Here is a 24,550-nt window from a genome sequence, read left to right on the forward strand (position 1 = left end):
CTCCTTATCCGCGCAGGGGATAATTCGGGCTCTCGCGGGTGATCGTCACGTCGTGGACATGGCTCTCGCGCAGGCCGGCATTGGTGATACGCACGAATTCAGCCTTCTCGCGGAAGTCCTTCAGCGAAGCCGCGCCGACATAGCCCATCGCCGCGCGCAGGCCGCCGGTGAGCTGGTGCAGGACCGCGCCGACCGGGCCTTTGTAAGGCACCTGGCCCTCGATGCCTTCCGGCACGAGCTTCATCTGGTCCTTGATATCCTGCTGGAAATAGCGGTCGGCGGAGCCGCGCGCCATGGCGCTGACCGAGCCCATGCCGCGATAGCTCTTGTATGACCGGCCCTGGTAGAGAAACACCTCGCCGGGCGCTTCCTCGGTGCCCGCGAGCAGCGAGCCGACCATGGCGGTTGAGGCGCCGGCGGCCAGCGCCTTGGCGAGATCGCCGGAGAACTTGATGCCGCCATCGGCGATGACGGGCGTATTGGTCGATTGCGCGGCTTCAGCCGCATCCATGATCGCGGTGAGCTGCGGCACGCCGACACCGGCGACGACGCGCGTGGTGCAGATCGAGCCGGGGCCGATCCCGACCTTGACTGCATCCGCACCGGCATCGATCAGCGCCTTTGTCCCGTCACGGGTGGCGACATTGCCTGCGATGATCTGGACCGCGTTGGAGAGCTTCTTCACCCGGGTGACGGCTTCGAGCACCTTGGCGGAATGGCCATGCGCGGTATCAACCACGATGACGTCGCAACCGGCATCGATCAGCATCTGCGAGCGTTCGTAACCGGCCTCGCCCGTGGTGGTGGCCGCAGCCACGATCAGCCGGCCCTGCCCATCCTTGGCGGCAAGCGGGTGGGCGACCTGCTTTTCCATGTCCTTGACGGTGATCAGGCCGATGCAGCGGAAATGATCATCGACGACGAGCAGCTTCTCGATGCGCCATTGATGCAAAAGCCGGCGCGCCTCATCCTGGCCGACACCCTCGCGCACGGTGATGAGCCGATCCTTGGTCATCAGTTCGCAGACGGGCTGGGCCGGATTGTCCGCGAAGCGCACATCGCGGTTGGTGAGAATGCCGACGAGCTTGCCCTTCTGACCCGCAGCACCGCGTTCGACCACGGGAATGCCGGAAATGCCATTGCGCTTCATCAGGTCGAGAGCGTCCGCGAGCGTCTCGTCGGGATAGATCGTGATCGGATCCATCACCATGCCGCTCTCGTATTTCTTGACGAGCCTGACCTGCTGGGCCTGTTCCGGCGCGTCCAGGTTGCGGTGGATCACACCGATCCCGCCCATCTGCGCCATGGCGATGGCCATGCGCGCTTCTGTCACCGTATCCATGGCCGAGGCGGCGATGGGCATGTTCAGGGCGAGCTGCTGCGTCAGCCGTGAGCGCACATCGACATCGGCGGGCAGGACTTCCGAGGGCCCTGGACGCAGCAGCACGTCATCAAAGGTGAACCCATCGCTGAATCGATCTTCGACAATCCGCGCCATCGCCAACTCCTTTTCGAAACGGATCCGGCGGGTTCTTTCGATTCGGGGGAAGCCGCGAATGCGCGCCGGGAGTTGACGAGGGCCCGTAGCATGCACACGGTCAGCCGTCGAGTGGGCATTTCGCCCGGCGCGCAGGTTTTCTGCCGCAGCGCGAAAGAGCAGGCCCGTCCCGCGCCTATTGCACGCTCGGAATCGTCTTCAGGAAGCCCGCAAAGCGCATCAGCCCCTCGGGCCAGGGGCCAAAACCGGCTGCGGAATCAATCGCCCCGGATTCCCCCGCATCGACGAATTCCGCCCCCCATGCCCGCGCGAAGGCGCGGGCGCGCTCCGGGGAGCAATGGGGATCGTTGCGTGCCGCGATCAATGCGGCGGCAAAGGGCAGTGGCGTGAGCGCGGGTGCCCCGAAGGCCCGATGGGCGGGAGCCGCGTCGGCGGCTTGCGGATCGGGCGCCGCAACGAGATAGGCGCCTGCAACGGGGCCGAGATCGATACCGGCCTTGACCGCATGCGCGACCACATGGCAGCCGATCCCGTGCGCGACGAGGATGACCGGACGCGTCGCCTGCGCCACCGCCCCGCCGAGGCGCGCACTCCATTCCGACGCGTTCGGGGCATGCCAGTCCGGCTGTCCGACGATCTGCGCCGTGGGCAGCTTGCGCTCCCAACGCGTCAGCCAGAGATCGTCATCGGGGCCTTTGAGGCCGGGCAGGATCAGAATATCGGCTTGGGACGTCTTCATGACGCTTCGGTAAACGAGGCGCAAACTCCGTTCAAGCGGTTTTCACGCCGGCAAACGGTTCAGAACGCGACAGCCGTCGGTGCGGCGTGTTACCGAAATCTTCAGGTTTGCAAAGCCTTAATGTTGCCCAGTTTCGCGCGCGTGTCAGTCGCCATGGCCATCCTCCATCATTATCCGCTCTGCCCCCATTCCCGTTTCATCCGTCTCGTCTGTGCCGAGCTGGGGGTTGCGCTCGACTTCGTCGAGGAGCGACCCTGGGAACGGCGCGAAAGCTTTCTGGCGCTCGATCCGGCAGGCAATACCCCGGTTTTCGTCGCCGCTGATGGGCTGATCGTACCCGGTGCCGGCACCATCGCGGAGTATCTCGACGAGACGCGCGAGCCGGGTATGGAACGCCTGATGCCGGGCGATCCCGCCGGACGGGTGGAGGTGCGCCGCCTCATGGCCTGGTTCTCGGAAAAATTCTTCGCCGAGGTGACGGGCTATCTCGTGCATGAGAAGGTCTACAAGCGCTTCGTGCCGGCCAGCGCCGGTGGCGGACCGCCCGACATGCCGGCGATCCGTGCAGCGCGCGCGAATGTGCGTTACCATCTGCGCTATCTGGGTTACCTGATCAACCAGCGCAAATGGCTGGCCGGCGACGCACTGACCTATGCCGATCTCGCAGCGGCAGCCCACCTTTCCTGCGTCGATTATCTGGGCGATGCACCATGGAACGAGGACGAAACGGCGAGAGACTGGTACGCGCGAATGAAGAGCCGTCCGGCCTTTCGCGCGCTCCTGGCCGATCGGGTGCCGGGAATGGCGCCGCCGGATCACTACGCCAATCCCGACTTCTGAGCGCCCTGCGCGAGCGCGCGCACGGGCTCGGCTTCGATGGGCTCAATGTCACCACCCCCGATGCGATCCCCCAGGCCGGGGCCGACCTTGCCGCCTGGCTGGAGCGCGGCTACCAGGCGGATATGGACTGGATGGCGGAGACCGCGCCGCGCCGCGCCGATCCGAAAACCCTCTGGCCGGAGGTGCGCTCGATCATTCTGCTGGGCATGAATTACGGCCCGGATTGCGACCCGCTTGAAGATCTCGACAAGCGCGACCGCGCCACCATCTCGGTCTATGCCCGCAACCGCGATTATCACGACGTGATCAAGGGCAGGCTCAAGGAGCTCGCGGGTTTTCTCGTGGCGCGGGCGGGCGGGGACGTGAAGGTCTTCGTCGATACCGCCCCCGTGATGGAAAAGCCTTTGGCCGAGGCCGCCGGTCTCGGCTGGCAGGGCAAGCATACGGTGCTGGTCTCGCGCGAATTCGGCTCCTGGCTGTTTCTGGGTGCGATCTTCACGACCGCAGAGCTGCCTCCGGATGCGCCCGAGAGCGACCATTGTGGCTCCTGCCGGCGCTGCCTCGATATCTGCCCGACCAACGCCTTTCCCGCGCCCTATCAGCTCGATGCGCGGCGCTGCATCTCCTATCTGACCATTGAGCACAAGGGCCATATCGATCGCGACCTGCGCCCGGGTATCGGCAACCGCATCTTCGGCTGTGACGATTGTCTGGCCGTGTGTCCGTGGAACAAGTTCGCGCAGGATGCGCGTGAGGCGAAGCTGCGCCAGCGCGAGGATCTCGCTCGGCTGCCGCTGGCCGAGCTCGCATCCCTCGACGATACCGCCTTCCGCGCGCGCTTTGCGGGGACGCCGATCAAGCGTACCGGGCGCGATCGCTTCCTGCGCAATGTGCTGATCGCGATCGGCAATTCCGGCATGCCGGCTCTGGCGCAGCCGGCGCGGGAACGACTCGGCGATGATTCGCCGCTGGTGCGGGCCATGGCAATCTGGGCGCTGTCGCGGCTTTTGCCGCGCGCGGATTTCATCGCGCTCGCGGCGCGCTATATCGATGGCGAGTCCGATGCGGCTGTCCAGGCCGAATGGCGAATGGGTTGCGAGGAGAAGACGGTTTGATCGATCTGTTCTGTTTCGGCTACGGCTATTGCGCCCGCCATCTCGTCGCGCAGGACCGGGCAGCCGGTGATGACGCAATGTTTGCCCGGGTCACCGGCACGACCCGCGATCCCGGCAAGGCGGCGGCGCTCGAGCGTGAGGGCATCGTCGCGCGTATCTTCGACGGCGCCGGCGGGGACCCGCCGATCCCCGATGATCTGGGCGCATCAGATGCGCTGCTTACCTCCATCGCCCCCGATCAGGACGGCGATCCGGTCCTGCGCCATTATGAACGCGCCATCACCGATGCGCCGCGCCTGTCCTGGATCGGCTATCTGTCCACCATCGGCGTCTATGGCGATACCGGCGGCGAATGGATCGACGAGGAGACCGAATTCGAGGCGGTTTCCGCCCGCGCGAAGGCGCGTCGCGCCGCCGAGGAGGCCTGGCTCGCCCTTGGTGAACGCACCGGCAAGGCAGTACAGATCTTCCGGCTCGGCGGGATCTACGGGCCCGGACGCTCGGCCATCACCCAGTTGCGTGCCGGCAAGGCACGGCGCATCGTCAAGCCGGGTCAGGTCTTCAACCGCATCCATGTGGCGGATATCGCCGCCGTTTTGCGCGCCTCGCTGGCAAAGCCCGATCCGGGCCGGATCTACAATCTCGTCGACGACCACCCTGCCCCGCCCCAGGACGTGATCGCCCATGCGGCGGAACTGATCGGCATGGAGCCGCCGCCCGAAATCCCCTTCGCGGAGGCCGAAATGTCGCCCATGGCACGCGCATTTTACGCCGATTGCAAACGCGTGCGCAGCCGCCGCATCCGCGAGGAGCTCGGCGTCACCCTGCAATATCCCGATTACCGGGCGGGGCTCGCGGCGCTGGCGGCACAGGAGGAGTGAACCCGCATCGTCGTTACCCTGACGCCCAATCCCCGATGGAGGCCGCAATGACCGAACTGCCCCGCGAGAATGTCCAATCCTATCCGCGCCCGCCGGCGCTGGAGCCCGTCGCGCTGCCCATCACGATCAGGCTCGGCGGCGCGCCCGTCGCACAGAGCAACGCGGCCTACCGCGTTCTCGAAACCCATCACGCGCCGACCTATTACATTCCGCCGCAGGATGTGCAGGCCACGCTGCGTCCGGCATCGGGGTCGAGCTATTGCGAATGGAAAGGCGCGGCGCGCTATTTCGATGTGGTGGTGGATGGCGCGGTCGCGCAGCGCGCGGCCTGGTGCTACGACGCGCCGACGGAGCATTTTGCGCCGCTGGCCGGTTATCTCGCCTTCTATGCCGGCCAGATGGATGAATGCCGCGTCGGCGACACCGCAGTGATCCCCCAGCCCGGCGATTTCTATGGTGGCTGGGTCACGCCCAATCTCGATGGCATCGTCAAGGGTGGGCCGGGAACGCGGGGGTGGTGAGGCCGTACGGCGCGCCACTCACGGCGCCGCAAGCACCCGCACAGGCTCTCCCGCCTGCCAGGCCCGTATCGCCTCGACCGTGTCGCGATAGAAGAGCGCGAAGGGTTCGATCTGCGCAATGAGGGCGCCTTCGTCCCTGAGAGCGCGTTCCGACCTGACGGAGTCAGGCCGGGCGCCCCAGGTCATTGTTTGGCGCATCATTTTCTTCGTCAGCCGGTATCCACCTGACGGCATGATGCTCTGGCGTATCGCGAAACACGCTGATCGCGCCCAGTCCCGACCAGCCGGCGCGTTGCATCGCCACGCCGGCATGATCGTCGAGAATCGCGATCGTTATCGGCATCTCGTCTCCCACCTCACTTGAATCGCCAATCCGGCCGCATTTCGCGCACCATGACCATTTCCCCGATATTCTCCGATGTGAGCAATCCGACGAGGTGGCCCGCACGGTCGAGCACGAAGAGCGCCGGGGCGCGGGTTTCCATCAGCCGCTTCATGCCGTCATCGAGGGGGGCATGCGCGCTGATCGTGGGGACCTCGCGCATCATCACGCTCTCGACCGGCTCGTGGGAACTGCCCTTCGCAAGAGCCGGGATCAGGATGTCGCGCGTCATCAGGCCGTGCGGATAGCCGGCATGATCGACCACGGGGAACTCCTTCTGGGCCGTGCGCACCAGCGCTTCGACCGCATCGGCGAGCGTCGCACCCGGCGGCAGGGTCTCGATCACGGTGACCATCGCATGCTCGACGCGAATCCCCTGCGCCACATCCTTCACCGCCGTCTGCTCCACCTCCGCCGAGGCGGCGAGATAGACGAAGACCGCGATGATGATCAGGATCGGGTTCCAGAACAGGCCGATGATCGCGAAGGCGAAGGCCGCCGCCTGGCCGATCCGCCCGGCGATCCGCGTGGCCTTGGGCGCCGGCATGCGCATGGCGAGCAGCGCCCGCAGCACCCGCCCGCCATCCATCGGAAAGGCGGGGATCATGTTGAACACGACGAGGATGATATTGACCGCCATCAGCCGCGCCGCGAGCCCGATCGCAGGATTCTCGATCTGCAGGATATCCTCGAAATCGATGGTGGCGCGCAGGATGAAGAAGAGAACGATCGCGATCACCACGTTCACCGCCGGCCCGGCGAGCGCCACGATCAGTTCCTCGCGCGGCTTGTCGGGCATGCGCTCGAGATTGGCAATGCCGCCGATCGGCGAGAGGATCACCTCTGGCGTACGGATGCCATATCGCCGCGCGGCGAAGATATGGCCGAATTCGTGGGCGACCACGCAGGCGAAGATCAGCACGATCAGGATGACGAGATCGAGCGCGGCCTCGAAACCGGCCATGGTCCATTGCATGCCCGCCAGCCAGACGAGGAAGAGAATGAAGGTGATGTGCAGCTTCACCACCGTCCCGGCGATCACGCCGATCGGTATCGACCAGAACATGCGCTCAAACCCCGCGCGTTGCGCTTGTGTATTGCCTTATCCGCAGATGGGGCGCCGGCAGCCATACGCAAGGTTACGCAGCAATATGGCCAAAGCGCCGTGGCATCTCACCCGCGCGTTGTCCGCGCCCGGCTGGCCATGCGCACGATCACGACGACGAGCGCCGCGACGATCCAGGTCACGGCATCGATCTGCTCTCCATTGAGGAAGGCCGCGATGATCAGCGTCACGAAAATCTGCAGCAGCTGCACCTGGCTGACACGGGAGACGCCGCCCATGGCGAGGCCCGCATTCCAGGCGAAGAAGGCGAGATACTGGCTCATCAACGTCACATAGGCAAAGCCCCACCAGCTCGCTTCCGGCACCATCGCCATATCGGCCGGCCAGAGCGCGATTGCGGCAGGCACCGCGATCGGCAAGGCCAGAACGAGCGCCCAGGAAATCACCTCCCAGCCCGGCATCGTGCGCGCCAGCTGTCCCGAGAGCGCATAGCCCAGCGCACCGCTGACGATCGTCCCCGCGAGCCAGAGCTCGCCGAAACCAACGCCGCTGATGCCGTCGCGCAGGGCAAATCCCGTGACGATCGTCGCGCCCGCGATTGCCGCGATCCAGAAGGCGGGCGCCGGGCGCTCGCCTGCCACACGGATCGCGATCACGGCGGTGACAAGCGGCAGGATGCCGAGCACCACCCCGCCATGCGAGGCCTCGACCCGCGTCATCGCGAGCGCGGAGAAGGCAGGAAAGCCGGCGACGAGACAGAGGGAGATCAGCGCAAGGATGCGCAGGCTGCGCGCATCGGGCAGGCGACGGCGCGTGGCCAGCAGCACCAGGGCCGCGAGAACGCCCGCGATCGCCGCACGCCCCACCGTCACGAACCAGGGATCGAGCCCCGCCACGGCGAGCCGGGTGAAGGGCAGCGTTCCGCCGAAGATGACGACACCCACCGCCCCGAGCATCAGCCCGAGCCCGATCCGTTCGACCCGCTCTGCCACCTCACGCCCCCCGATATTCGTTGACGGCAAGCAGAACATGTCGGCCAGCCCCGGACCAGAGGCCGCAAAGGCCAAAGCGGATGCGTTCGCGCGCGCCGCCGGTGCCGACCCTCACGCTTTCGTGAGGCCGCGAAGGATTGCCGGAGAGCGTGTATGGGCCAGTTTGTCGCAGACCAGCACGCGTTCACAACAAGGGACACGACAATGATGACGGGACGTCTTTTGCTCGCAGGGTCGCTCGCGGCTCTGATCGCAGGAAGCGCGGCAGCGCAGGATGTGACTTACGAGGTAGGCGGTGAGAGCTTTGAGGGTTACTTCGCCGCTGCCGAAGAATCGCGCGGTCTGGTTCTGATCGTGCATGATTGGGACGGGCTCGACGATTACGAGCGCCGTCGCGCCGACATGGTCGCCGAGCTCGGCTTCGATGCCTTCGCCGTCGACGTCTATGGCGCCGGCAACCGACCCGAGACGACGGAAGCGCGCATTGCCGCGACCCGCACGGTCCTCGGCGATGCCGAACGCATGCAGGCGCTCATGCTGGGCGGGCTGGAAGAAGCCCGACGGCACAGCGACGCGACCGATGTCATCGTCATGGGCTATTGCTTCGGCGGCACCGTCACTCTCGCCATGGCGCGCACCGGCGAGATCGAAGACAGTGTCGGTTATGCCAGCTTCCATGGCAATTTCCCCGACGGCCCCGCCTGGCCGGCGGATACGGCGCCGCTCCTGATCATGCATGGCGGCGTCGACCAGAATCCGAGCATGAGCGACCTCGCCGAATTCGTCGCGGAAGCCGAAGAAGCCGGCCTCACCTATGATGTCGAGATCTATGCCGGCGCGGACCATGCCTTTACGGTCTTTGGCGGCGGTCGCTACCAGGAACGCGCCGATACCCGCTCATGGGCGGCATTCGGGCGCTTCCTCGACGCGCGTTCCGGCAGTTGAGACGGACTGCGTGACAGGCCGTCAGTTGCGGCGCGCCACTGTGAAATGCGCCGCATCGCAAAGCGTCTGCGCCTTCGCGCCGAAAGGTGCGAGGGCGGCTTCGGCCTCGGAGACGAGACGCGCACATTCGCGCCGGGCACCGTCGATGCCCAGCGCATCGACGAGCGTGCCCTTGCCGGCCGCCGCATCCTTGCCGACGGCCTTGCCCATCGCCTGCGCATCAGCCTCGCGGTCGAGCATGTCGTCGGCGATCTGGAAGGCCGCACCCAGCGCCTTGCCATAGGCGACGAGGCGCGCACGATCCGTCGCATCGGCGCCGGCGACGATCGCCCCGGCTTCGGCGGCGAAGGTGAGGAGCGCGCCGGTCTTCATGGCCTGAAGCGTGCGGATGTCGTCCTGTGCGAGCACGCCGGTTTCTCCGTAGCGCCCTTCCGCTGCGAGATCGAGCATCTGCCCGCCGACCATGCCGCCGAGCCCGGCGGCGCGGGCGAGGCCGAGGGTGAGTTCCCCGCGGATCGCCGGATCAGGATGGGTCTGCGGCGCGGCCATGACCTCGAAGGCCAGGGTGAGCAGGGCATCACCGGCGAGGATGGCCGTGGCCTCGTCGAAAGCCTTGTGCACGGTGGGCCTGCCGCGCCGCAGATCGTCATCGTCCATCGCCGGGAGATCGTCATGGACGAGCGAATAGCAATGCACCAGCTCGATTGCCGCGCCGGCCCGCAGAGGTGCTTCGCCCGCGATGCCGAAGAGCCGCGCCGCCGCTGCGGTCAGAAACGGTCGCAACCGCTTGCCACCACCCAGCGCACCATGGCGCATCGCTGCGATCAGACGCGGCGGACGCCCGATCTCGCCCGACTGCACATCCGGTCCGAGCAGCCCTTCGAGACAGCCCTCGACGGCTTCGGCATGACGCAGCAACTGATCGACGAAACTGGACGTATCCGTGCTCATATCCGATCTTCCTTTATGGATACGGGTTGCAGCAAAGCGCGCTTCGGGTCAAGTGAGGGCCTGCCTGGATGAGACAAGCACAAAGCGAGCGGCCCATCGCGGGCCGGTGACGGATGGAGGCGATGGCGCGACGCAGGAAAAGGGATCTCTCGACGGAAGAAAAGCGCCTGTGGGAGCATGTCGCGCGCCATGTGACGCCGCTGCCCGGGCGCGGCGCCGATCGCTCGCGCGCTTCCGGTGACGGCGATGACGGCCTGATGCATTCGACGGCTTCGTTTACGGCGCATGGCACGTTGCCGGACGTTGCGGCGGTGCCGCGCTCCGGCAAAGGGCAGGTGCGCGGCGAGAGGCAGTCGCTGGGCAAGATAGAAACGCACGGCAAGGGCGGGATGCGTGCCGAAGGTGATGGCCCCGCCCCGAAATCCGACCAGCCCATCCCGGCCCGGCCCACGCTTCCCGCCTATATTCCCCCGGTCTCACGCAAGGGCGAGACGCTCGCGGCCGGGTCCGGCGGGCTCGATCGCAAGGAGAGACGCTCCCTGCGCCGGCGCGTGCGCGATGTCGACGACCGCCTTGATCTGCACGGCATGCGCCAGGAAGAAGCGCATCGCGCGCTGATCCGTTTCCTGCAATCGGCCAGCGGGCGCGATTGCGCCATCGTGCTCGTGGTGACCGGCAAGGGTGGCGTCGGTGGGCCCGGCTATGGCGACGAGCGCGGGGTCTTGCGCCGGATCACGCCGCATTGGTTGCGTGCGCCGGAACTGAAGCCCTTCGTCGTCGGTTTCGAGGAAGCCGCAGCTCATCATGGTGGCGCCGGGGCACTCTATGTTCGATTACGCAGGCGGGGCCGATGAAGCAGACAACCGGGACCGATAAAGACGAGACCGATCCGGTGATCGACCCCGCCCTGACGCCCTTCGGCGCACGGGTGCGGGCGCTGCGGCGTGAGCGCAATCTGCAGCTCAAGCACATGGCCGCCTCGCTCGGCGTCTCCAGCGCCTATCTCTCGGCGCTCGAGCGCGGCGAGCGCGGGCGCCCGACCTGGGCGCTGATCCAGGCCACGATCCATTATTTCGGGGTCATCTGGGACGAGGCGGACGACCTGCAGCATCTCGCCGAAATGTCGGAGCCGCGACCCCAGATCGACGCGCGCGGCACGGGCCCGCAGGGCATCTATCTCGCCAACCGCCTCGCCCGCGATTTCGCCGCGCTCGACCCGGAAGATCATCAGGCGATCCTCGCCATTCTCGAGCGCCGCAAACCCGGTCGGGTTGACCCCGAGCGCCTTTCGGGGTGACAAGACCCCTCCTTTCGACATGTTTCACCACACACAAGGAGCAGTGATTTGTCTTCCAGCCTCGATCTTCTCGCCCTCGGCAATGCCATCGTGGACGTCATAGCGCATACCGAAGATGATTTTCTTGTCGCACGCAACCTGCACAAGGGCTCGATGAATCTGATCAACGAGGAAACCGCGCTTGAACTCTACGAAGCCATGGGTCCGGCGACGATCATTTCTGGCGGCTCGGCTGCGAATACGATTGCGGGCGCGGCCTCGCTCGGGCTGAAGACCGGCTTCATCGGCAAGGTTCGCGATGACGGCGCCGGCGATCATTATCGCCACGACATGCGCGCCATGGGCACCGCCTTCGACACCCCCGCCGCCACCGACGGCCCCGCCACGGCGCGCAGCTTCATCCTCGTCACGCCGGATGGCGAGCGCCCCATGAACACCTATCTCGGCGCTTGCCAGGGCCTGTCCACCGCCGATGTCGAGGCCGAGAAGGTCCGTGCGGCGGCGATCACCTATCTCGAAGGTTATCTGTGGGACCCGCAGGACGCCAAGGACGCCTTCCGCAAGGCCGTCGAGCTCGCCCATGGCGCAGGCAACCGCGTGGCGCTGACGCTTTCCGATTCCTTCTGCGTCGACCGTTTCCGCGACGAGTTCCTCGGCCTGATGCGCGAAGGCCATATCGACATTCTCTTCGCCAATATCCATGAGCTCAAGGCGCTCTATCAGACCGCCGACGACGATACGGCGCTCGCCGCCCTGCGCGACGAGAACCTGCCGCATGACCATTTCATCGGCGCGATCACGCGCTCCGAGGAAGGCGCGCTCGTGGTGACGCGGCAATCGACCCAGAGCGTCAAGGCGCATCCGGTCGATCGCGTCGTCGACACCACCGGCGCCGGCGACCTGTTCGCTGCTGGCTTCCTCTCGGGCCTGACCAAGGGGCTCGACCACGTCACCTGCGCGCGGCTGGGCGGCATGGCGGCTGCCGAGATCATCTCGCATCTCGGCGCCCGCCCGGAAGCCGATCTCGCCGACATGGCACGCCAGAACGGCCTGATCTGAAGGCGGGATCAGCACTGGATGTGAATCTGCGAAGGGCGGCGTCTCGCGAGGCGCCGCCCTTTCTGCTTCACGACCGCAGACGCCAGCCGGTGCGAATCCGCTTGATTTGAGGGTCGCGAAATGCCACCTTTCGCGTCAGGAGGCGCGCAATGTCCAGATCCGTGAAATTCGCCGATGACGCGCTGATCGAAGACGCGCGCGCCATGGCCGAGATCCAGAGCCGGTCGCTGGCCGGCCAGATAACGCATTGGGCACGGATCGGGCGTGCCATTGAGCGCTCCGGCTGCCTCGACCACGCGAAACTCGCGCGGGTGCTGGCAGGCGAACTGGAAACGACCGCCCTCACAGCCGAGGAAAAGGCGCTCTGGTCGGACCGGTTTGCGGCAAAGATGGCCGAGCCCGGACCGGATGAGGAAGCGTTCTTCGCGCGGATGCGCAAGAGTGGCCGGGCAGTCGGCCTCGACGCCGGCGGAAGGATCGTGCACGCCGACACCCAGCATGAAGAATGAGCCCCACGCTGATCCTGATTGCCGGCCCGAACGGTGCCGGAAAGTCGACGCTTTATGAAACGCGTGTGGCACCGGCTTTTGCCGGCCCGTTCATCAATGCGGACGTCATTCAGCGTGAAGAGCTCCGTGATGCCAGTCCCGAGGCCGCCTACGAAGCGGCGGCGATTGCGACCAGGCGACGGACCGAGGCGCTCTCCATGGGCCGCGATTTCGTCACGGAGACGGTTTTCTCACACCCTTCCAAACTCACGCTGGTGAATGAAGCACGGGCGTTGGGCTTCAGCGTATGGGTTCTGCATGTTGGTGTGGACAGCCCGGATCTGTCGGTGGCGCGTGTTGCCTACCGGGTCGAGACCGGTGGGCACCCTGTTCCAGAGTTGAAGATACGAGAGCGCTACGAACGATCAGGCCCACTTGTCCGCGAAGCCGTGAGGCTCGCCGATACAGGCCTCGTCTACGACAACTCCGTCGCGGGACATCCGCCGAAACTGGTTCTGACCTTCGATCGTGGCTCTCTGACCAAGGCAAGACCCGCGCCTCCGGCATGGATCAGACGCGCTTATGCAGAAGAGCTGGAACAATGGGCGGGGTGAATTGCAGGTGATCCTTCCGCGCCCCGTTCCCGCCCTTTCTGATTCACGACCGCAGACGCCAGCCGGTGCGGAATATCCACCAGATCGCGGCGAGGCAGATCACGGTGAAGACGGCGATGGCGAAGAGGCTGAGCGCGATGGGAACGTCGGCCTGTTCGAAGAACGACCAGCGAAAGCCCGAAATCAGGTAATGCATGGGATTGAGCAAGGTCAGCCCCTGCCAGAAGGGCGGCAGCATCGTCGTCGAATAGAAGGTGCCACCCAGGAAGACGAGCGGTGTGATCACCAGCAGCGGAATCAGCTGGAGCTGCTCGAAATTCGCCGCCCAGATCCCGATGATGAAGCCCAGCAGCGCGAAACTCGTGCAGGTGAGCAGCAGGAAGAGGATCATCGCGAAGGGCCGCGCGATCGACAGATCGATGAACAGATGCGCCGTGGCCAGAATGATCAGACCGACCATGAAGGCCTTGGTCGCGGCTGCGCCGACATAACCGATGACAATCTCGAACGCGTTCACCGGCGCCGAGAGCACCTCGTAGATCGATCCGAGGAATTTGGGGAAGAAGATACCGATCGAGGCGTTCGAGGTCGCCTGCGTCGTCACGGTCAGCATGATCAGGCCGGGCACGATGAAGGCGCCATAGGCAACGCCCTCGACCTGGTCGATCCGCCCGCCGATGGCGGCGCCGAACACCACGAAATAGAGCGAGGCGGAGATCACCGGGGCGAGCATGGATTGCAGGATGGTGCGGAAGAAGCGGCCCATCTCGTAGAGATAGATCGCGCGGATGGCTTGCAGATTGGGCCGTGACATCAGTTCTCGTCCTTGACCAGCCCGACGAAGATCTCTTCGAGGCTGCTTTGCCGTGTGCGGATATCGGCGATGGGAAGGCCGGCGGCCTGGATATCGGCCATGAGCGCGCCGACACCGGTGCTCTGCGCCCGCCCGTCATAGCCGTAGACGAGCCCGCGCCCGTCGGCAGACAGGGTCAGCGCATGCGCCGAGAGGGATTCGGGAACCGCATTGAGCGGCGCCTCCAGCATGATCTCGAGTTCCTTGCGCCCCATTCGCGCCATCAGATCACCGGTCTTCTCGACAAGCAGGATCTCGCCGCGATTGATCACCGCGATGCGGTCGGCGATCGCCTCGGCTTCCTCGATGTAATGGGTCGTGAGGATGATGGTGACGCCGTCGCGGCGCAGCTCCTTCACCACATCCCACATCTCGCGGCGCAATTCGACATCCACACCCGCCGTCGGCTCGTCGAGGAAGAGCACGCGCGGCTCGTGCGAGAGCGCCTTGGCGATCATGACGCGGCGTTTCATGCCGCCGGATAGCTCGCGGTTGCGCGCGTTCTTCTTCTCCGACAGGCTGAGTGCCGCGAGCAGGCGATCGATCCGCGCCTCGTCGGGCGGTTGCCCGAACAGGCCGCGCGAGAAACGCACCGTATTGGCGATCGTCTCGAAGGGCTCCAGGCTGATCTCCTGGGGCACCAGGCCGATCATGGCGCGCGCGGCGCGATAATCACTGTGAATGTCATGGCCACCGACACTGACGCTGCCGGCGGTGGAGCGGGTAATGCCGCAGATGGTGGAGATCAGTGTGGTCTTGCCGGCGCCGTTCGGCCCCAGAAGCGCGATGATCTCCCCTTCCTCGATATCGAGATCGACGCCCTTCAGGGCCTCGAACCCGCTGTCATACGCTTTGCGCAGGCCGCGCACGGCGATGATGCTGGTCATGCTTGTTCCTTCTTGTCGCAGCCTAACTAGTGCGCCGTCGCTGCGATGTGAACCGGGAATGCCGCAAGCCGGCGCTTGCGTGCGGTTTCTCCAACGGGCGTTTGGGCCGTTCTTCGCATCCGATCCACCCGGCAGCCCGTCATCGCGCTTGACCGGATAGACCCTGATCGCCGTTACTGGCAATCCAAGCCGGCTGGCAGCGAAGGGAGAGTAGCGGGGATCATGCGCATCGCAGCCGATATCGTTCTCACCAACGGGCGCGTCTGGCGCGGCCTCGGTCACGGCTTTGCCGAGGCGATCGCCCTGTGGGGCGGCAAGGTGCTCGCAACCGGCCCGGCGCATGAGATCGCGGATCTGATCGGACCACAGACGCAAGTGATCGATCTCGCCGGGCGCCTCGCCACGCCGGGCCTCAACGATGCGCATATGCATCTCCTGCCCCATGGCGCGGCCATGGAGGAGGTCGATCTGCGCCCGCGCGCCGCGCCGACCCTCGAAGCCCTGCTCGATGCGCTGCGTGCCCGCGCCCGCGAGACGCCGCCCGGCGAATGGGTGATCGGGCGCGGCTACGATCATTTCCGCCTCGATACCGGGCGTCATCCCACACGCGACGAGCTCGATGCCGCATTGCCCGATCATCCGGTCTGGATCGTGCGCACGGACGGGCATCTCGCCGTGGCGAATACGATGGCGCTCGCGCGGGCGGGCATCGACGAGAACACCCCCTCCCCGCCAGGCGGGCTGATCGAAAAGCGCGACGGGCGCCTCACCGGGCTGCTTGCCGAGACCGCGCGCGCGCCCGTTCTGGCGGTTCTGCCGCGTGCGGATAGCGAGGCGCTGATCGGGTTCATCGAACGCGGCGGGCGCGATCTGCTGACCCATGGCATCACCTCCTGCATGGAGGCGGCGGTCGGGATCCGCGACGGCTGGCTCGAAATGCAGGCCTATCAGAAGGCGCATCGCGAGAACCGGTTGCCGCTGCGCGTCTATGCCTGTCTGATGGGCGACGTCACCCGCAATCTCCTGCCCGAGGCGGAGGCGGCAGGGATGTGCACCGGGGGCGGCGATGCGCGGCTGCGGACCGGCCCGGTCAAGATCTTCACCGATGGCAGCGCCGGCGGGCGCACGGCGGCGATGACAAAGCCCTATCTGGGTGGCGGACCGGACGACAAGGGCATCCTCTGCCTGTCCTCGGATCAGCTCACGCAGATGGTCCATGACGCCCACCACGCCGGCTGGCAGATGGCGATCCACGCCATCGGCGATGCGGCGATCGACCAGGTGCTCGACGCTTACGAAGCCGCGCTCACCGCCCTGCCCGACCCGCAGCGGCGCCATCGGATCGAGCATTGCGGCTGGCTGCGGCCCGACCAGATGGCGCGGATGCGGCAGATGCACATCCTGCCCGCTCCGCAACCCGCCTTCATGTACTGGTTCGGCGATCTCTACCTGACCCTCGCCGAGCCCGAGCGCGTCGCCGCCTCGCATCCGATGCGCACCTGGATCGAGAACGGGCTCGAGCCCTCCGCCTCGACCGATTGTCCGGTGGTGGAGATCGACCCCTTCGCCAATCTCTACACGATGATCACCCGCAAGACCGCTTCCGGCACCGTTCTCGGTGCGGATCAGGCGCTCTCCCTCGAGGAAGCCCTGCACGCCTATACCCATGCGGGCGCCTATGCCGCCCGCGAGGAGGCGATCAAGGGCCGCCTCGTCCCCGGCCAGCTTGCCGATATCGCCGTGTTCGACCGTGATTTCTTCACCGTGTCGCCGGAAGAGATCCGTACCGGGGCCTGTGACATCACCATTCTCGACGGGCGGATCGTGTACCGCCGGGAGGAGGCCGCCGGATGAGCCCGCCCGCTTCCTCGCGATTCCAAACCAGCAATCCGGAGACGATCATCCCATGCCGCGCACCACCCTGATCAGGAACGCCTCCTTCCTCGTCGCCTATGACGCAGCAACGGACAGCCACAGCTATCGCCGGGATTGCGACATCGTCTTCACCGATGACCGGATCGTTCATATCGGCCCCGGCTTCACCGGTCATGTCGACGAAACCATTGACGCTTCGCGCCTGATGGTGATGCCCGGCCTCGTCGACATCCATTCGCATCCGGCCTCCGAGCCCCTCAACAAGGGCTGGAACGACGAGCTCGGCTCGGCGAAGCTCTGGGGCTCCTCGCTCTATGAATTCATGCCGCTGTTTCGCCCGGATGCACAGGGGATCCCGGCCTGCGCGAGCGTGGCCTATTGCGAATTGCTGATGTCGGGGGTAACGACGCTCGTCGACATGTCCGGCGCCTGGGAGGGCTGGCTCGATCTGTTCGCGCAAAGCGGGCTGCGCGGCGTCGTCTCGCCGATGTATCGCTCTGCGCGCTGGTACACGAAGGACGGCCATGTGGTCGAATACGAATGGGACGCCGCCGGCGGCGAGAAGGCCATGGCGCAGGCCATGGAGGTGGTCGATGCCGCCGCGCGCCACCCTTCCGGGCGCCTGTCGGGCATGGTCGCGCCCTCGCAGATCGATACCTGCACGCCGGAGCTGATCAGGGAGAGCTTCGCGGAAGCCGAGCGGCGCGACCTGCCCTTCCAGATCCATGCGGCACAAAGCGTCGTCGAATTCCACGAGATGACCCGGCGCCACGGCATGACGCCGATCGAATGGCTGGAATCGCTCGGCGTGCTCTCACCGCGCGCGATCATCGGGCACGGCATCTTTCTCGACCACCATTCCTCGGCTCTGAACTGGCCCAGGCGCGACGATCTCGCTTCCATCATCAACAGCGGTACCACGGTGGCGCATTGCCCGGTGGTCTTCCAGCGGCGCGGCATCGCCATCCAGTCGGTGGGCGGCTATCTGCGCCGGGGCGTGAAAATGGCGATCGGCACCGACACCTTCCCCCACAACATGCTGGAGGAGCTGCGCGCGGTGGGGATCGGCTCGCGCATGGTCTCGGAAGACGTCTGGGACCTGCGCCTGTCGCAGATCCTCGATTGCGCCACCCTGGGCGGGGCACGCGCGCTCATGCGCGATGATATCGGGCGGCTCGCCGTCGGGGCGAAGGCGGATATCGTCATGGTCGATCTCGACCATCCGATGATGCGCCCGGTCCGCGACCCGCTGCGCAGTCTCGTCTATGCGGCGGCGGAACGGGCGGTGAAGACCGTCTTCGTCGATGGCGCCAAAGTGGTCGATGACGGGCGCGTCCTCACTCTCGATTACGAGGCGGCCAGCGCGGCGCTGCAGGAGGCGCAGTACCGGGCCGAGGGCGCGGTCGCGGCTGCGGATTGGGCGGGGCGTTCGAGCTACGAGATCTCGCCCCATACCTATCCGCAGGCCTGAACCGGCAAAGCCGGGAACGGCTTCTCCACCAGTAATCGCGCCGTGATCGCGGCTGCGCGCTTGCTCTTGCCGATAAAAGCTTGTTAAACCCGCCCCGCCGCCACAGCGAGGCGCCAGACTGCCTTGCAAGCACTCGCCGAGAAAGCCGATCCGCCATGAAACTCGTTGCCGGAAATTCCAACCGTCCGCTCGCCGAAGCCATTGCCGCCTATCTCGGCATTCCGCTGGGCAAGTGCCAGGTGAAGCGCTTCGCGGATATGGAAATCTTCGTGGAATTGCAGGAAAACGTCCGCGGTGAGGATGTCTTCATCCTGCAATCGACCTCGTTTCCCGCCAATGACCATCTCATGGAGATGCTGATCCTGATCGATGCGCTCAAGCGCTCCTCGGCCAAGCGGATCACGGCGGTGATGCCCTATTTCGGTTACGCGCGGCAGGATCGGCGCACGGCCGGGCGCACACCGATCTCGGCCAAGCTGGTGGCCAATCTGATCACCGAGGCGGGCGCCGACCGTGTCCTCACCCTCGATCTGCATGCCGGCCAGATCCAGGGCTTCTTCGACATTCCCACCGACAACCTGTTCAGCGCGCCGGTCATGGTCCGCGACATCAAGGAACGCATGGCCAATGGCGACAAGGTCGTGGTCTCGCCCGATGTCGGTGGCGTGGTGCGCGCCCGCGCGCTGGCCAAGCGGATCGACGCCCAGCTTGCCATCGTCGACAAGCGCCGCGAACGCCCCGGTGAATCGGAAGTCATGAGCATCATCGGTGACGTGGCCGGGCGCAGCTGCCTGCTCGTCGACGACATCGTCGATTCCGGCGGTACCCTGTGCAACGCCGCCGAGGCGCTTCTGGAGAAAGGCGCGACGGAAGTCTACGCCTTCATCACCCACGGCGTTCTCTCCGGTGGTGCGGTGTCGCGCATTGCCAATTCCAAGCTGAAGGAACTGGTCATCACCGATTCCATCATGCCCACGGAAGCGGTGAAGGTGGCCCGCAATATCCGCGTACTCTCCATCGACAGCCTGATGGGGGAGGCGATCGCGCGCACGGCTTCCGAATCGTCGGTTTCCAGTCTTTTCGACTGACCTTCGTGATTTTTTGATCGCAGCCGGTGGACATCGGCGTCCGCTTGCCCTTGATTGCTTTTGACGTAATTGCAATCGAAGGCGGCATATGGGCGAAATCGCGCGAGGCACGGCGGTCGACGGGGGCGAAAGCGGCTTCGTCGGCGCGGGCGCGCGCGCGGACCATGATCAGACGGATCACGCCGATTTCCGCCACGCCGAGCGCATCCTTGCCGCATGCGGCGCCTGGCTTCGCGCATGCCTTGCCGAGGAAGTCTCCCGTCGCCGGCTGTTTCCGTGGTGCGCCGTGGCTTTCGGGCTGGGCATTCTTCTCTTCTTCGCGGCTCAAGGGCGCCCGCATGCGGCGGCACCGCTGGCCGGGCTCGCTCTGTGCGGGGTCATCGCCTGGCTGGGGCGCCATGATCACCGCATCCTGCGCATCTCCATTGCCGTCGCCATGGTGTTTGCCGGCTTCACTGCCACGATGCTGCGTTTCGAGCGGGTCAATGCGCCGATCATCGACGGGATCCGGATCGCGCAACTCACCGGCAGCGTGATCAGCATCGAGGAACGCACCAGCGATGCACGACTCGTGATCCGCGTCGTGGCCATCGATGATCGCGCGCGCGATGCCCTGCCGGCGCGGGTACGGGTGACGACGCGCGCTGCGGGCGATCTGCGCGCCGGCGATACGATCAGTGCCCGGGTGCGGTTGATGCCGCCGCCGGAAGCGGCCTGGCCGGGCGGCTATGATTTCGCCCGCAGCGCCTGGTTTGCGCGCATCGGCGGTGTCGGCTCGATTCTGGGGGATGCGCGCATCGTCGCGCCGGAGACCCCGCCGGGCTTCGCCGAGCGTGTGCGCGCTGCAATCGACAATGCGCGGGTCAGCACGACACGCCGTATCTTCGACGCGATCGGGGGCCAGCCTGGCGCGGTCGCCGCAGCGCTGGTGACGGGCAAGCGCGGGCTGATCACCGAGGAGACCAATGCCGCGCTTCGCGCTGCGGGAATCTATCACATCGTCTCGATATCCGGCCTGCATATGGTGCTGGCGGCCGGAACCATCTTCTGGCTCACCCGCGCCGGCCTCGCCCTCGTGCCGACGCTCGCGCTTGGCTGGCCGATCAAGAAGATCGCGGCGGTGGCAGCGATCATGGGTGCTGTCGGCTATTGCATCTTCTCCGGTGCGCAGGTCGCCACGATCCGCGCCGTGATCATGACCGGGGTGATGCTCGGCGCCGTCTTGTTCGACCGACCGGCGCTGAGCATGCGCAATCTCGCGATTGCGGCGATCCTCGTGCTGGCCTGGCAGCCCGAGACGCTGCTCGGCCCCTCCTTCCAGATGTCTTTCTCCGCCGTCGTCGGGCTCATCGCCGGCGCGGAATGGATGCGCGCGCGGGAAAACCGGCCCGGGCCGACGCCCGGCGCGGCGGGCCGCTTCCTGCGCTGGCTCGCCGCTGGCATGCTTGGCATTCTCACCACCACCATCATCGCGACCATCGCGACCGGCCCGTTCGCGGCCTATCATTTCCAGATCGCCAATCCCTATGGTCTGATCGGCAATGCCCTGGCTTTGCCCATCGTCTCGCTCGTGGTGATGCCGGCGGGCGTGATCGGCGTACTCCTGATCGGCTTCGGCCTCGACCATTTCGCCTGGCAGGTGATGGGCTTCGGCATTGCGAGGGTGCTCGACGTGGCCCGTTTCGTCGCGGGTTTCGAAGGATCGAACCTGCCCGTCGCGGCTTTCGGCAGCGGCGCGCTGGCACTGATGGTGATCGGCTTGCTCATGGCGACGCTCTTCGTCTCGCCACTGCGACGGCTGGCGGTGATCCCGGCAGGCATCGGCTTTGCGCTCGCCATGACACCGGATCGGCCCGATCTCTATGTCGATCGCAACGGTGCGGGCGCCGCAATCAGGGGCGCGGATGGCAGGCTCGTGCTGCTGGGCCGTCCGAGCGCCTTCGTCACCGCGCAATGGCTGAAGGCCGATGGCGATGCGCGGCTGATGACGGATGCTCCGGAGGATGCCGACGCGTCCCTGCATGCGGGGGTGAACTGCGATCCCCTCGGCTGCACCAAGATTTTCGTCGGCGGGCATGCGGTCGCTTTCGTGATGGATGCGCGCGCCTTCCTGGAGGATTGCACACGCGCGGCGATCATCATTACACCGCTGGAAGCCCCGCCCTCATGCGCCGCGCCACGCGTGATCGATCGCATGACGCTGCAGCGCCATGGTGCAGTCAGTGCGCATTTCGCCAAGAATCTCGGTGCGGATAGGACGCAATTCGCCGCCATGCCGGACGCGCCTGCGGGGAGAGACGGGCCATCCGAGCGGCGAATCGCCGATTCCGACGCCCACCATTCCGATTTCGTGAATTCGCCCTCAGGTGCGGCGCCATTCGAGGGCGTGGTGGTAAGCGGGGGAGCTGACGCAGAACCAGAGCAGGAGACGATCCGGGAAACGACCAGCGGGATGGCTGGGGTCAGGGCGTGGGAGGGGCCTGCCGAGGGCGTCGGCGACAGGCTCGGCGCGGGGCTTGGCGCGGGGCTTGGCGCGTGGCTTGGCGCGTGGCTTGGCGACAGACCTCGCGAAGGGCCCGGCGAGCCGCCTGACGGTCGCGTTGCCGAGACGGGGGTGGCGACGGATGGCGTTGCGGGCGCACCTCGCGCCGATCCGATCAGGCGCTTGACGGGCGTTCGCCGCGCGAACGAAACCCGCCCCTGGCTCTTGCGCAAGACCGATGAATGAGCCCGCGACGACCGCGCGGTCCGAGCCGATAGACTGAACCCATGAAGCTGCGGGCAGCATGCGCTGCGCCAGCACGATGCGCCCGGATCAGCCTGCAGAACGAGTTATCACCCGCGGGCGCCACCCTTTCCCCGGGCGGAGGCGGCGCGGGGCGCCGCTCTCAATAACGGCGCACCAGCGAAACCAGCCGCCCCTGAATCTGGACGCGATCAGGCCCCAGCACGCGTGTTTCATAGGCCGGATTCGCCGCCTCGAGCGCGATCGATGAGCCGCGTCGCCGGAAGCGTTTCAGGGTCGCTTCCTCCGCATCGATCAGCGCAACGATGATATCACCGGTATTGGCGACATCCTGACGCCGGATGACGACGATATCACCATCGAGAATACCCGCCTCGATCATCGAATCGCCGCGCACTTCCAATGCATAATGCTCGCCGCCGGTAATGAAATCGGGCGAGACCGCGATGGTATGCATCGGGTTCTGGATCGCTGAAATCGGCGTGCCCGCCGCAATGCGCCCCATGACGGGGATGTTCACCGCACGCTCGTAATCCTCGTCGGCGAGGGGATTGGGAATATCGGCTTCATCAACGAGACCGCCTTGCCGTGCGTCGTCATGATCACGCCCTTTGCCAACCCCAGCCTTGCCGCCCTTGACCTTGCCGCCCTCGACCTTGCCGCCCTCCCCCTTGCCGCCCTCGACGACACTCGGCGAGAACCCGCCGCGCGGAGCGCCGACAGCGGAACCGGCGCCTCCGAGCGGACGCTGCAAAGTCTCGGGCATGCGCAGAATTTCGAGCGCCCGCGCGCGATAGGGCAGCCGCCGGATGAACCCACGCTCTTCCAGCGCCGTAATCAGACGGTGAATGCCGGATTTCGACTTCAGATCCAGCGCATCCTTCATCTCGTCAAAGGATGGCGGCACGCCCGATTCGCGCATGCGTTCATGGATGAAGGTCAGCAATTCGTGCTGCTTACGCGTGAGCATGGTTCCGCCTTGCGATTCGAGATCAAACAAATCACGAACACATTACGGGTTCCCACTGTGTTCCGCAAGTCTCACCCACCCGATGTTACGCATTTTTTGCAAAAAACAATTCAAGATCAAAAATCTGTAACAGCCCGGGATTGATGGAGTGGATGCCCCCACCCGACGGCATCGCAATGTGCCAAAATGGTGATGCTGAAGTCATCACAGAAGGAGGAGGCATCCATGGGTGAGATTAGCATCGTTGGCGTCGACCTGGCAAAGCAGGTTCTCCAGGTTCATGGGGCAACGGCCGATGGACAGGTGCTGTTCCGCAAGAAGCTGTCACGGGCGCAGTTTGCGAAGTTCATGGCGTCGCTGCCGCCTTGTGTGGTGGCGATGGAGGCATGCGCAACGGCGCACTATTGGGGTCGTGAGCTCTCCCGTCTGGGTCATGAAGTGCGGCTGATCCCGCCCATTTACGTGAAGCCCTTCGTCAAGCGGCAAAAAAACGATGCCGCTGATGCTGAGGCCGTGGCGGAAGCAGCACAGCGTCCGACCATGCGTACCGTTGCGGTGAAGACCGCGGACCAACAAGCCCGGGCGATGCTGTTCCGCACCCGGGACCTGCTGGTTGGCCAGCGAACCCGTCTGGTGAATGCACTACGCGGGCATCTTGCTGAGCACGGCATCATCATCGGTCAAGGCGTTGGGAATATCGCTCGCTTTGCTGCCTGTCTCGATCAGGACACGCTTCCGGACCTGGTTCGCGATCTCGGGCGGCTTTACCTCGATCAGATTGCTCAGATCAGCGACGAGATCGGCAAGCTGGACAAGCGGATCACAACTGCAGCCAGGGAAAACAGCACAGCACGCCGGCTGCAGACCATGCCGGGAATCGGCCCGGTCTGCGCCATGGCGATTGCATCCTTTGCACCGGAGATGCGGGAATTCCGCCGTAGTCGCGATTTTGCAGCGTGGCTTGGCCTCGTTCCACGACAGCACTCCTCCGGTGGCAAGCAGAAGCTTGGCCGCACTTCCAAGATGGGTCAGCGCGATATTCGACGCCTGCTGATCATCGGCGCCATGTCTGTCGTGCATTGGAGGGGCCGGCACGGTGGCCGTCCGGGATCGTGGTTATCGCGCATGCTCGCACGCAAACCACGCAAACTGGTCGCCATCGCACTGGCGAACAAAATGGCGCGTATGATCTGGGCCATGCTCGCCGGCGAGACTGATTACAGGGATCCGACCGGCGCGATCTGCTGAACGCGGCTGTCGGAGCCTCGGGGA

Annotated in this window: 24 protein-coding genes; 15 read left to right on the forward strand and 9 right to left on the reverse strand. The window is 65.7% G+C overall.

What is annotated here, in order from left to right; all coding sequences use genetic code 11:
- Nucleotides 1–4 precede the first annotated feature (4 nt).
- Together guaB and GA0071312_RS01920 are read right to left on the reverse strand one after the other, a co-directional pair.
- Complete coding sequence (gene guaB, locus GA0071312_RS01915) at nucleotides 5–1,498, reverse strand: IMP dehydrogenase (RefSeq protein WP_074443398.1); 1,494 nt, start codon at nucleotides 1,496–1,498, stop codon at nucleotides 5–7.
- A 175-nt stretch (nucleotides 1,499–1,673) separates the two neighbouring features.
- Complete coding sequence (locus tag GA0071312_RS01920) at nucleotides 1,674–2,237, reverse strand: RBBP9/YdeN family alpha/beta hydrolase (protein WP_074443399.1); 564 nt, start codon at nucleotides 2,235–2,237, stop codon at nucleotides 1,674–1,676.
- Between the two features lie 153 nt (nucleotides 2,238–2,390).
- Here GA0071312_RS01920 and GA0071312_RS01925 point away from each other — a divergent pair, with 153 nt between their 5' ends.
- The 4 genes from GA0071312_RS01925 to GA0071312_RS01940 are packed head-to-tail and all read left to right on the forward strand — an operon-like array spanning nucleotide 2,391 to nucleotide 5,594.
- Nucleotides 2,391–3,077 carry a glutathione S-transferase family protein gene (locus GA0071312_RS01925; protein ID WP_074443400.1) on the forward strand — a complete coding sequence of 229 codons (687 nt, stop codon included), beginning with the start codon at nucleotides 2,391–2,393 and terminating at the stop codon, nucleotides 3,075–3,077.
- A gap of 5 nt (nucleotides 3,078–3,082) precedes the next feature.
- Nucleotides 3,083–4,192: a tRNA epoxyqueuosine(34) reductase QueG gene (gene queG, locus GA0071312_RS01930; RefSeq protein WP_238947120.1), complete on the forward strand. Its 1,110-nt coding sequence runs from the start codon at nucleotides 3,083–3,085 to the stop codon at nucleotides 4,190–4,192.
- A complete protein-coding gene (locus tag GA0071312_RS01935; RefSeq protein ID WP_074444119.1) occupies nucleotides 4,192–5,073 on the forward strand; it encodes an SDR family oxidoreductase in 882 nt (293 codons plus the stop codon). The genes queG and GA0071312_RS01935 overlap by 1 nt, the downstream gene beginning before the upstream one ends.
- Nucleotides 5,074–5,120: 47 nt before the next feature.
- Nucleotides 5,121–5,594 carry a DUF427 domain-containing protein gene (locus GA0071312_RS01940; RefSeq protein ID WP_074444120.1) on the forward strand — a complete coding sequence of 158 codons (474 nt, stop codon included), beginning with the start codon at nucleotides 5,121–5,123 and terminating at the stop codon, nucleotides 5,592–5,594.
- A gap of 163 nt (nucleotides 5,595–5,757) precedes the next feature.
- On the opposite strand, the gene GA0071312_RS01945 is transcribed toward GA0071312_RS01940, so the two are convergent.
- The 3 genes from GA0071312_RS01945 to GA0071312_RS01955 form a co-directional block, all read right to left on the reverse strand.
- Nucleotides 5,758–5,937, reverse strand: coding sequence for a hypothetical protein (locus GA0071312_RS01945; protein ID WP_131817684.1), 180 nt, complete (start codon nucleotides 5,935–5,937; stop codon nucleotides 5,758–5,760).
- Nucleotides 5,938–5,950: 13 nt separating this feature from the next.
- A complete protein-coding gene (locus GA0071312_RS01950; RefSeq protein WP_074443402.1) occupies nucleotides 5,951–7,042 on the reverse strand; it encodes a site-2 protease family protein in 1,092 nt (363 codons plus the stop codon).
- A gap of 107 nt (nucleotides 7,043–7,149) precedes the next feature.
- Nucleotides 7,150–8,034: a DMT family transporter gene (locus GA0071312_RS01955; RefSeq protein WP_238947055.1), complete on the reverse strand. Its 885-nt coding sequence runs from the start codon at nucleotides 8,032–8,034 to the stop codon at nucleotides 7,150–7,152.
- A gap of 204 nt (nucleotides 8,035–8,238) precedes the next feature.
- Here GA0071312_RS01955 and GA0071312_RS01960 point away from each other — a divergent pair, with 204 nt between their 5' ends.
- Complete coding sequence (locus GA0071312_RS01960) at nucleotides 8,239–8,979, forward strand: dienelactone hydrolase family protein (RefSeq protein WP_108721778.1); 741 nt, start codon at nucleotides 8,239–8,241, stop codon at nucleotides 8,977–8,979.
- Nucleotides 8,980–9,000: 21 nt separating this feature from the next.
- Here GA0071312_RS01960 and GA0071312_RS01965 read toward each other — a convergent pair whose 3' ends face one another.
- Nucleotides 9,001–9,930, reverse strand: a complete 930-nt coding sequence (locus GA0071312_RS01965) for a polyprenyl synthetase family protein (protein WP_074443403.1) — start codon at nucleotides 9,928–9,930, stop codon at nucleotides 9,001–9,003.
- Nucleotides 9,931–10,052: 122 nt separating this feature from the next.
- On the opposite strand from GA0071312_RS01965, the gene GA0071312_RS01970 reads away from it, so the two are divergent.
- The 5 genes from GA0071312_RS01970 to GA0071312_RS01990 all read left to right on the forward strand — a co-directional run bounded on the left by GA0071312_RS01970 (nucleotide 10,053) and on the right by GA0071312_RS01990 (nucleotide 13,388).
- Complete coding sequence (locus tag GA0071312_RS01970) at nucleotides 10,053–10,784, forward strand: Smr/MutS family protein (protein ID WP_083204365.1); 732 nt, start codon at nucleotides 10,053–10,055, stop codon at nucleotides 10,782–10,784.
- On the forward strand, nucleotides 10,781–11,227 hold the full coding sequence (locus GA0071312_RS01975; protein WP_338056785.1) for a helix-turn-helix domain-containing protein: 447 nt from the start codon (nucleotides 10,781–10,783) through the stop codon (nucleotides 11,225–11,227). Before GA0071312_RS01970 ends, GA0071312_RS01975 begins: the two co-directional genes overlap by 4 nt.
- Before the next feature lie 48 nt (nucleotides 11,228–11,275).
- Nucleotides 11,276–12,286 carry an adenosine kinase gene (locus tag GA0071312_RS01980; protein ID WP_074443405.1) on the forward strand — a complete coding sequence of 337 codons (1,011 nt, stop codon included), beginning with the start codon at nucleotides 11,276–11,278 and terminating at the stop codon, nucleotides 12,284–12,286.
- Between the two features lie 149 nt (nucleotides 12,287–12,435).
- Nucleotides 12,436–12,795: a TA system antitoxin ParD family protein gene (locus GA0071312_RS01985; RefSeq protein ID WP_074443406.1), complete on the forward strand. Its 360-nt coding sequence runs from the start codon at nucleotides 12,436–12,438 to the stop codon at nucleotides 12,793–12,795.
- Nucleotides 12,792–13,388: an ATPase gene (locus GA0071312_RS01990; protein ID WP_074443407.1), complete on the forward strand. Its 597-nt coding sequence runs from the start codon at nucleotides 12,792–12,794 to the stop codon at nucleotides 13,386–13,388. The genes GA0071312_RS01985 and GA0071312_RS01990 overlap by 4 nt, the downstream gene beginning before the upstream one ends.
- A gap of 43 nt (nucleotides 13,389–13,431) precedes the next feature.
- Here the strand turns inward: GA0071312_RS01990 and GA0071312_RS01995 are convergent, their stop codons facing one another.
- Nucleotides 13,432–14,202: an ABC transporter permease gene (locus GA0071312_RS01995; RefSeq protein WP_074443408.1), complete on the reverse strand. Its 771-nt coding sequence runs from the start codon at nucleotides 14,200–14,202 to the stop codon at nucleotides 13,432–13,434.
- Nucleotides 14,202–15,128: an ABC transporter ATP-binding protein gene (locus GA0071312_RS02000; protein WP_074443409.1), complete on the reverse strand. Its 927-nt coding sequence runs from the start codon at nucleotides 15,126–15,128 to the stop codon at nucleotides 14,202–14,204. Before GA0071312_RS02000 ends, GA0071312_RS01995 begins: the two co-directional genes overlap by 1 nt.
- Nucleotides 15,129–15,350: 222 nt before the next feature.
- Between GA0071312_RS02000 and GA0071312_RS02005 the strand changes: the two genes are divergently transcribed.
- The 4 genes from GA0071312_RS02005 to GA0071312_RS02020 all read left to right on the forward strand — a co-directional run bounded on the left by GA0071312_RS02005 (nucleotide 15,351) and on the right by GA0071312_RS02020 (nucleotide 22,290).
- The gene (locus GA0071312_RS02005) at nucleotides 15,351–16,982 is read left to right on the forward strand and encodes an amidohydrolase (protein ID WP_074443410.1); all 1,632 of its coding nucleotides are present in this window, start codon (nucleotides 15,351–15,353) and stop codon (nucleotides 16,980–16,982) included.
- Between the two features lie 52 nt (nucleotides 16,983–17,034).
- Nucleotides 17,035–18,474: an amidohydrolase family protein gene (locus GA0071312_RS02010; protein WP_074443411.1), complete on the forward strand. Its 1,440-nt coding sequence runs from the start codon at nucleotides 17,035–17,037 to the stop codon at nucleotides 18,472–18,474.
- A 155-nt stretch (nucleotides 18,475–18,629) separates the two neighbouring features.
- A complete protein-coding gene (locus GA0071312_RS02015; RefSeq protein WP_074443412.1) occupies nucleotides 18,630–19,562 on the forward strand; it encodes a ribose-phosphate pyrophosphokinase in 933 nt (310 codons plus the stop codon).
- Nucleotides 19,563–19,650: 88 nt separating this feature from the next.
- Nucleotides 19,651–22,290, forward strand: a complete 2,640-nt coding sequence (locus GA0071312_RS02020; RefSeq protein WP_074443413.1) for a ComEC/Rec2 family competence protein — start codon at nucleotides 19,651–19,653, stop codon at nucleotides 22,288–22,290.
- 160 nt (nucleotides 22,291–22,450) lie between these two features.
- Here GA0071312_RS02020 and lexA read toward each other — a convergent pair whose 3' ends face one another.
- Nucleotides 22,451–23,278 carry a transcriptional repressor LexA gene (gene lexA, locus GA0071312_RS02025; RefSeq protein ID WP_074444124.1) on the reverse strand — a complete coding sequence of 276 codons (828 nt, stop codon included), beginning with the start codon at nucleotides 23,276–23,278 and terminating at the stop codon, nucleotides 22,451–22,453.
- 225 nt (nucleotides 23,279–23,503) lie between these two features.
- Between lexA and GA0071312_RS02030 the strand changes: the two genes are divergently transcribed.
- Nucleotides 23,504–24,526, forward strand: coding sequence for an IS110 family RNA-guided transposase (locus GA0071312_RS02030; protein WP_074444125.1), 1,023 nt, complete (start codon nucleotides 23,504–23,506; stop codon nucleotides 24,524–24,526).
- Nucleotides 24,527–24,550 lie beyond the last annotated feature (24 nt).

It is taken from the genome of Saliniramus fredricksonii (assembly GCF_900094735.1).
Lineage (GTDB): Bacteria > Pseudomonadota > Alphaproteobacteria > Rhizobiales > Beijerinckiaceae > Saliniramus > Saliniramus fredricksonii.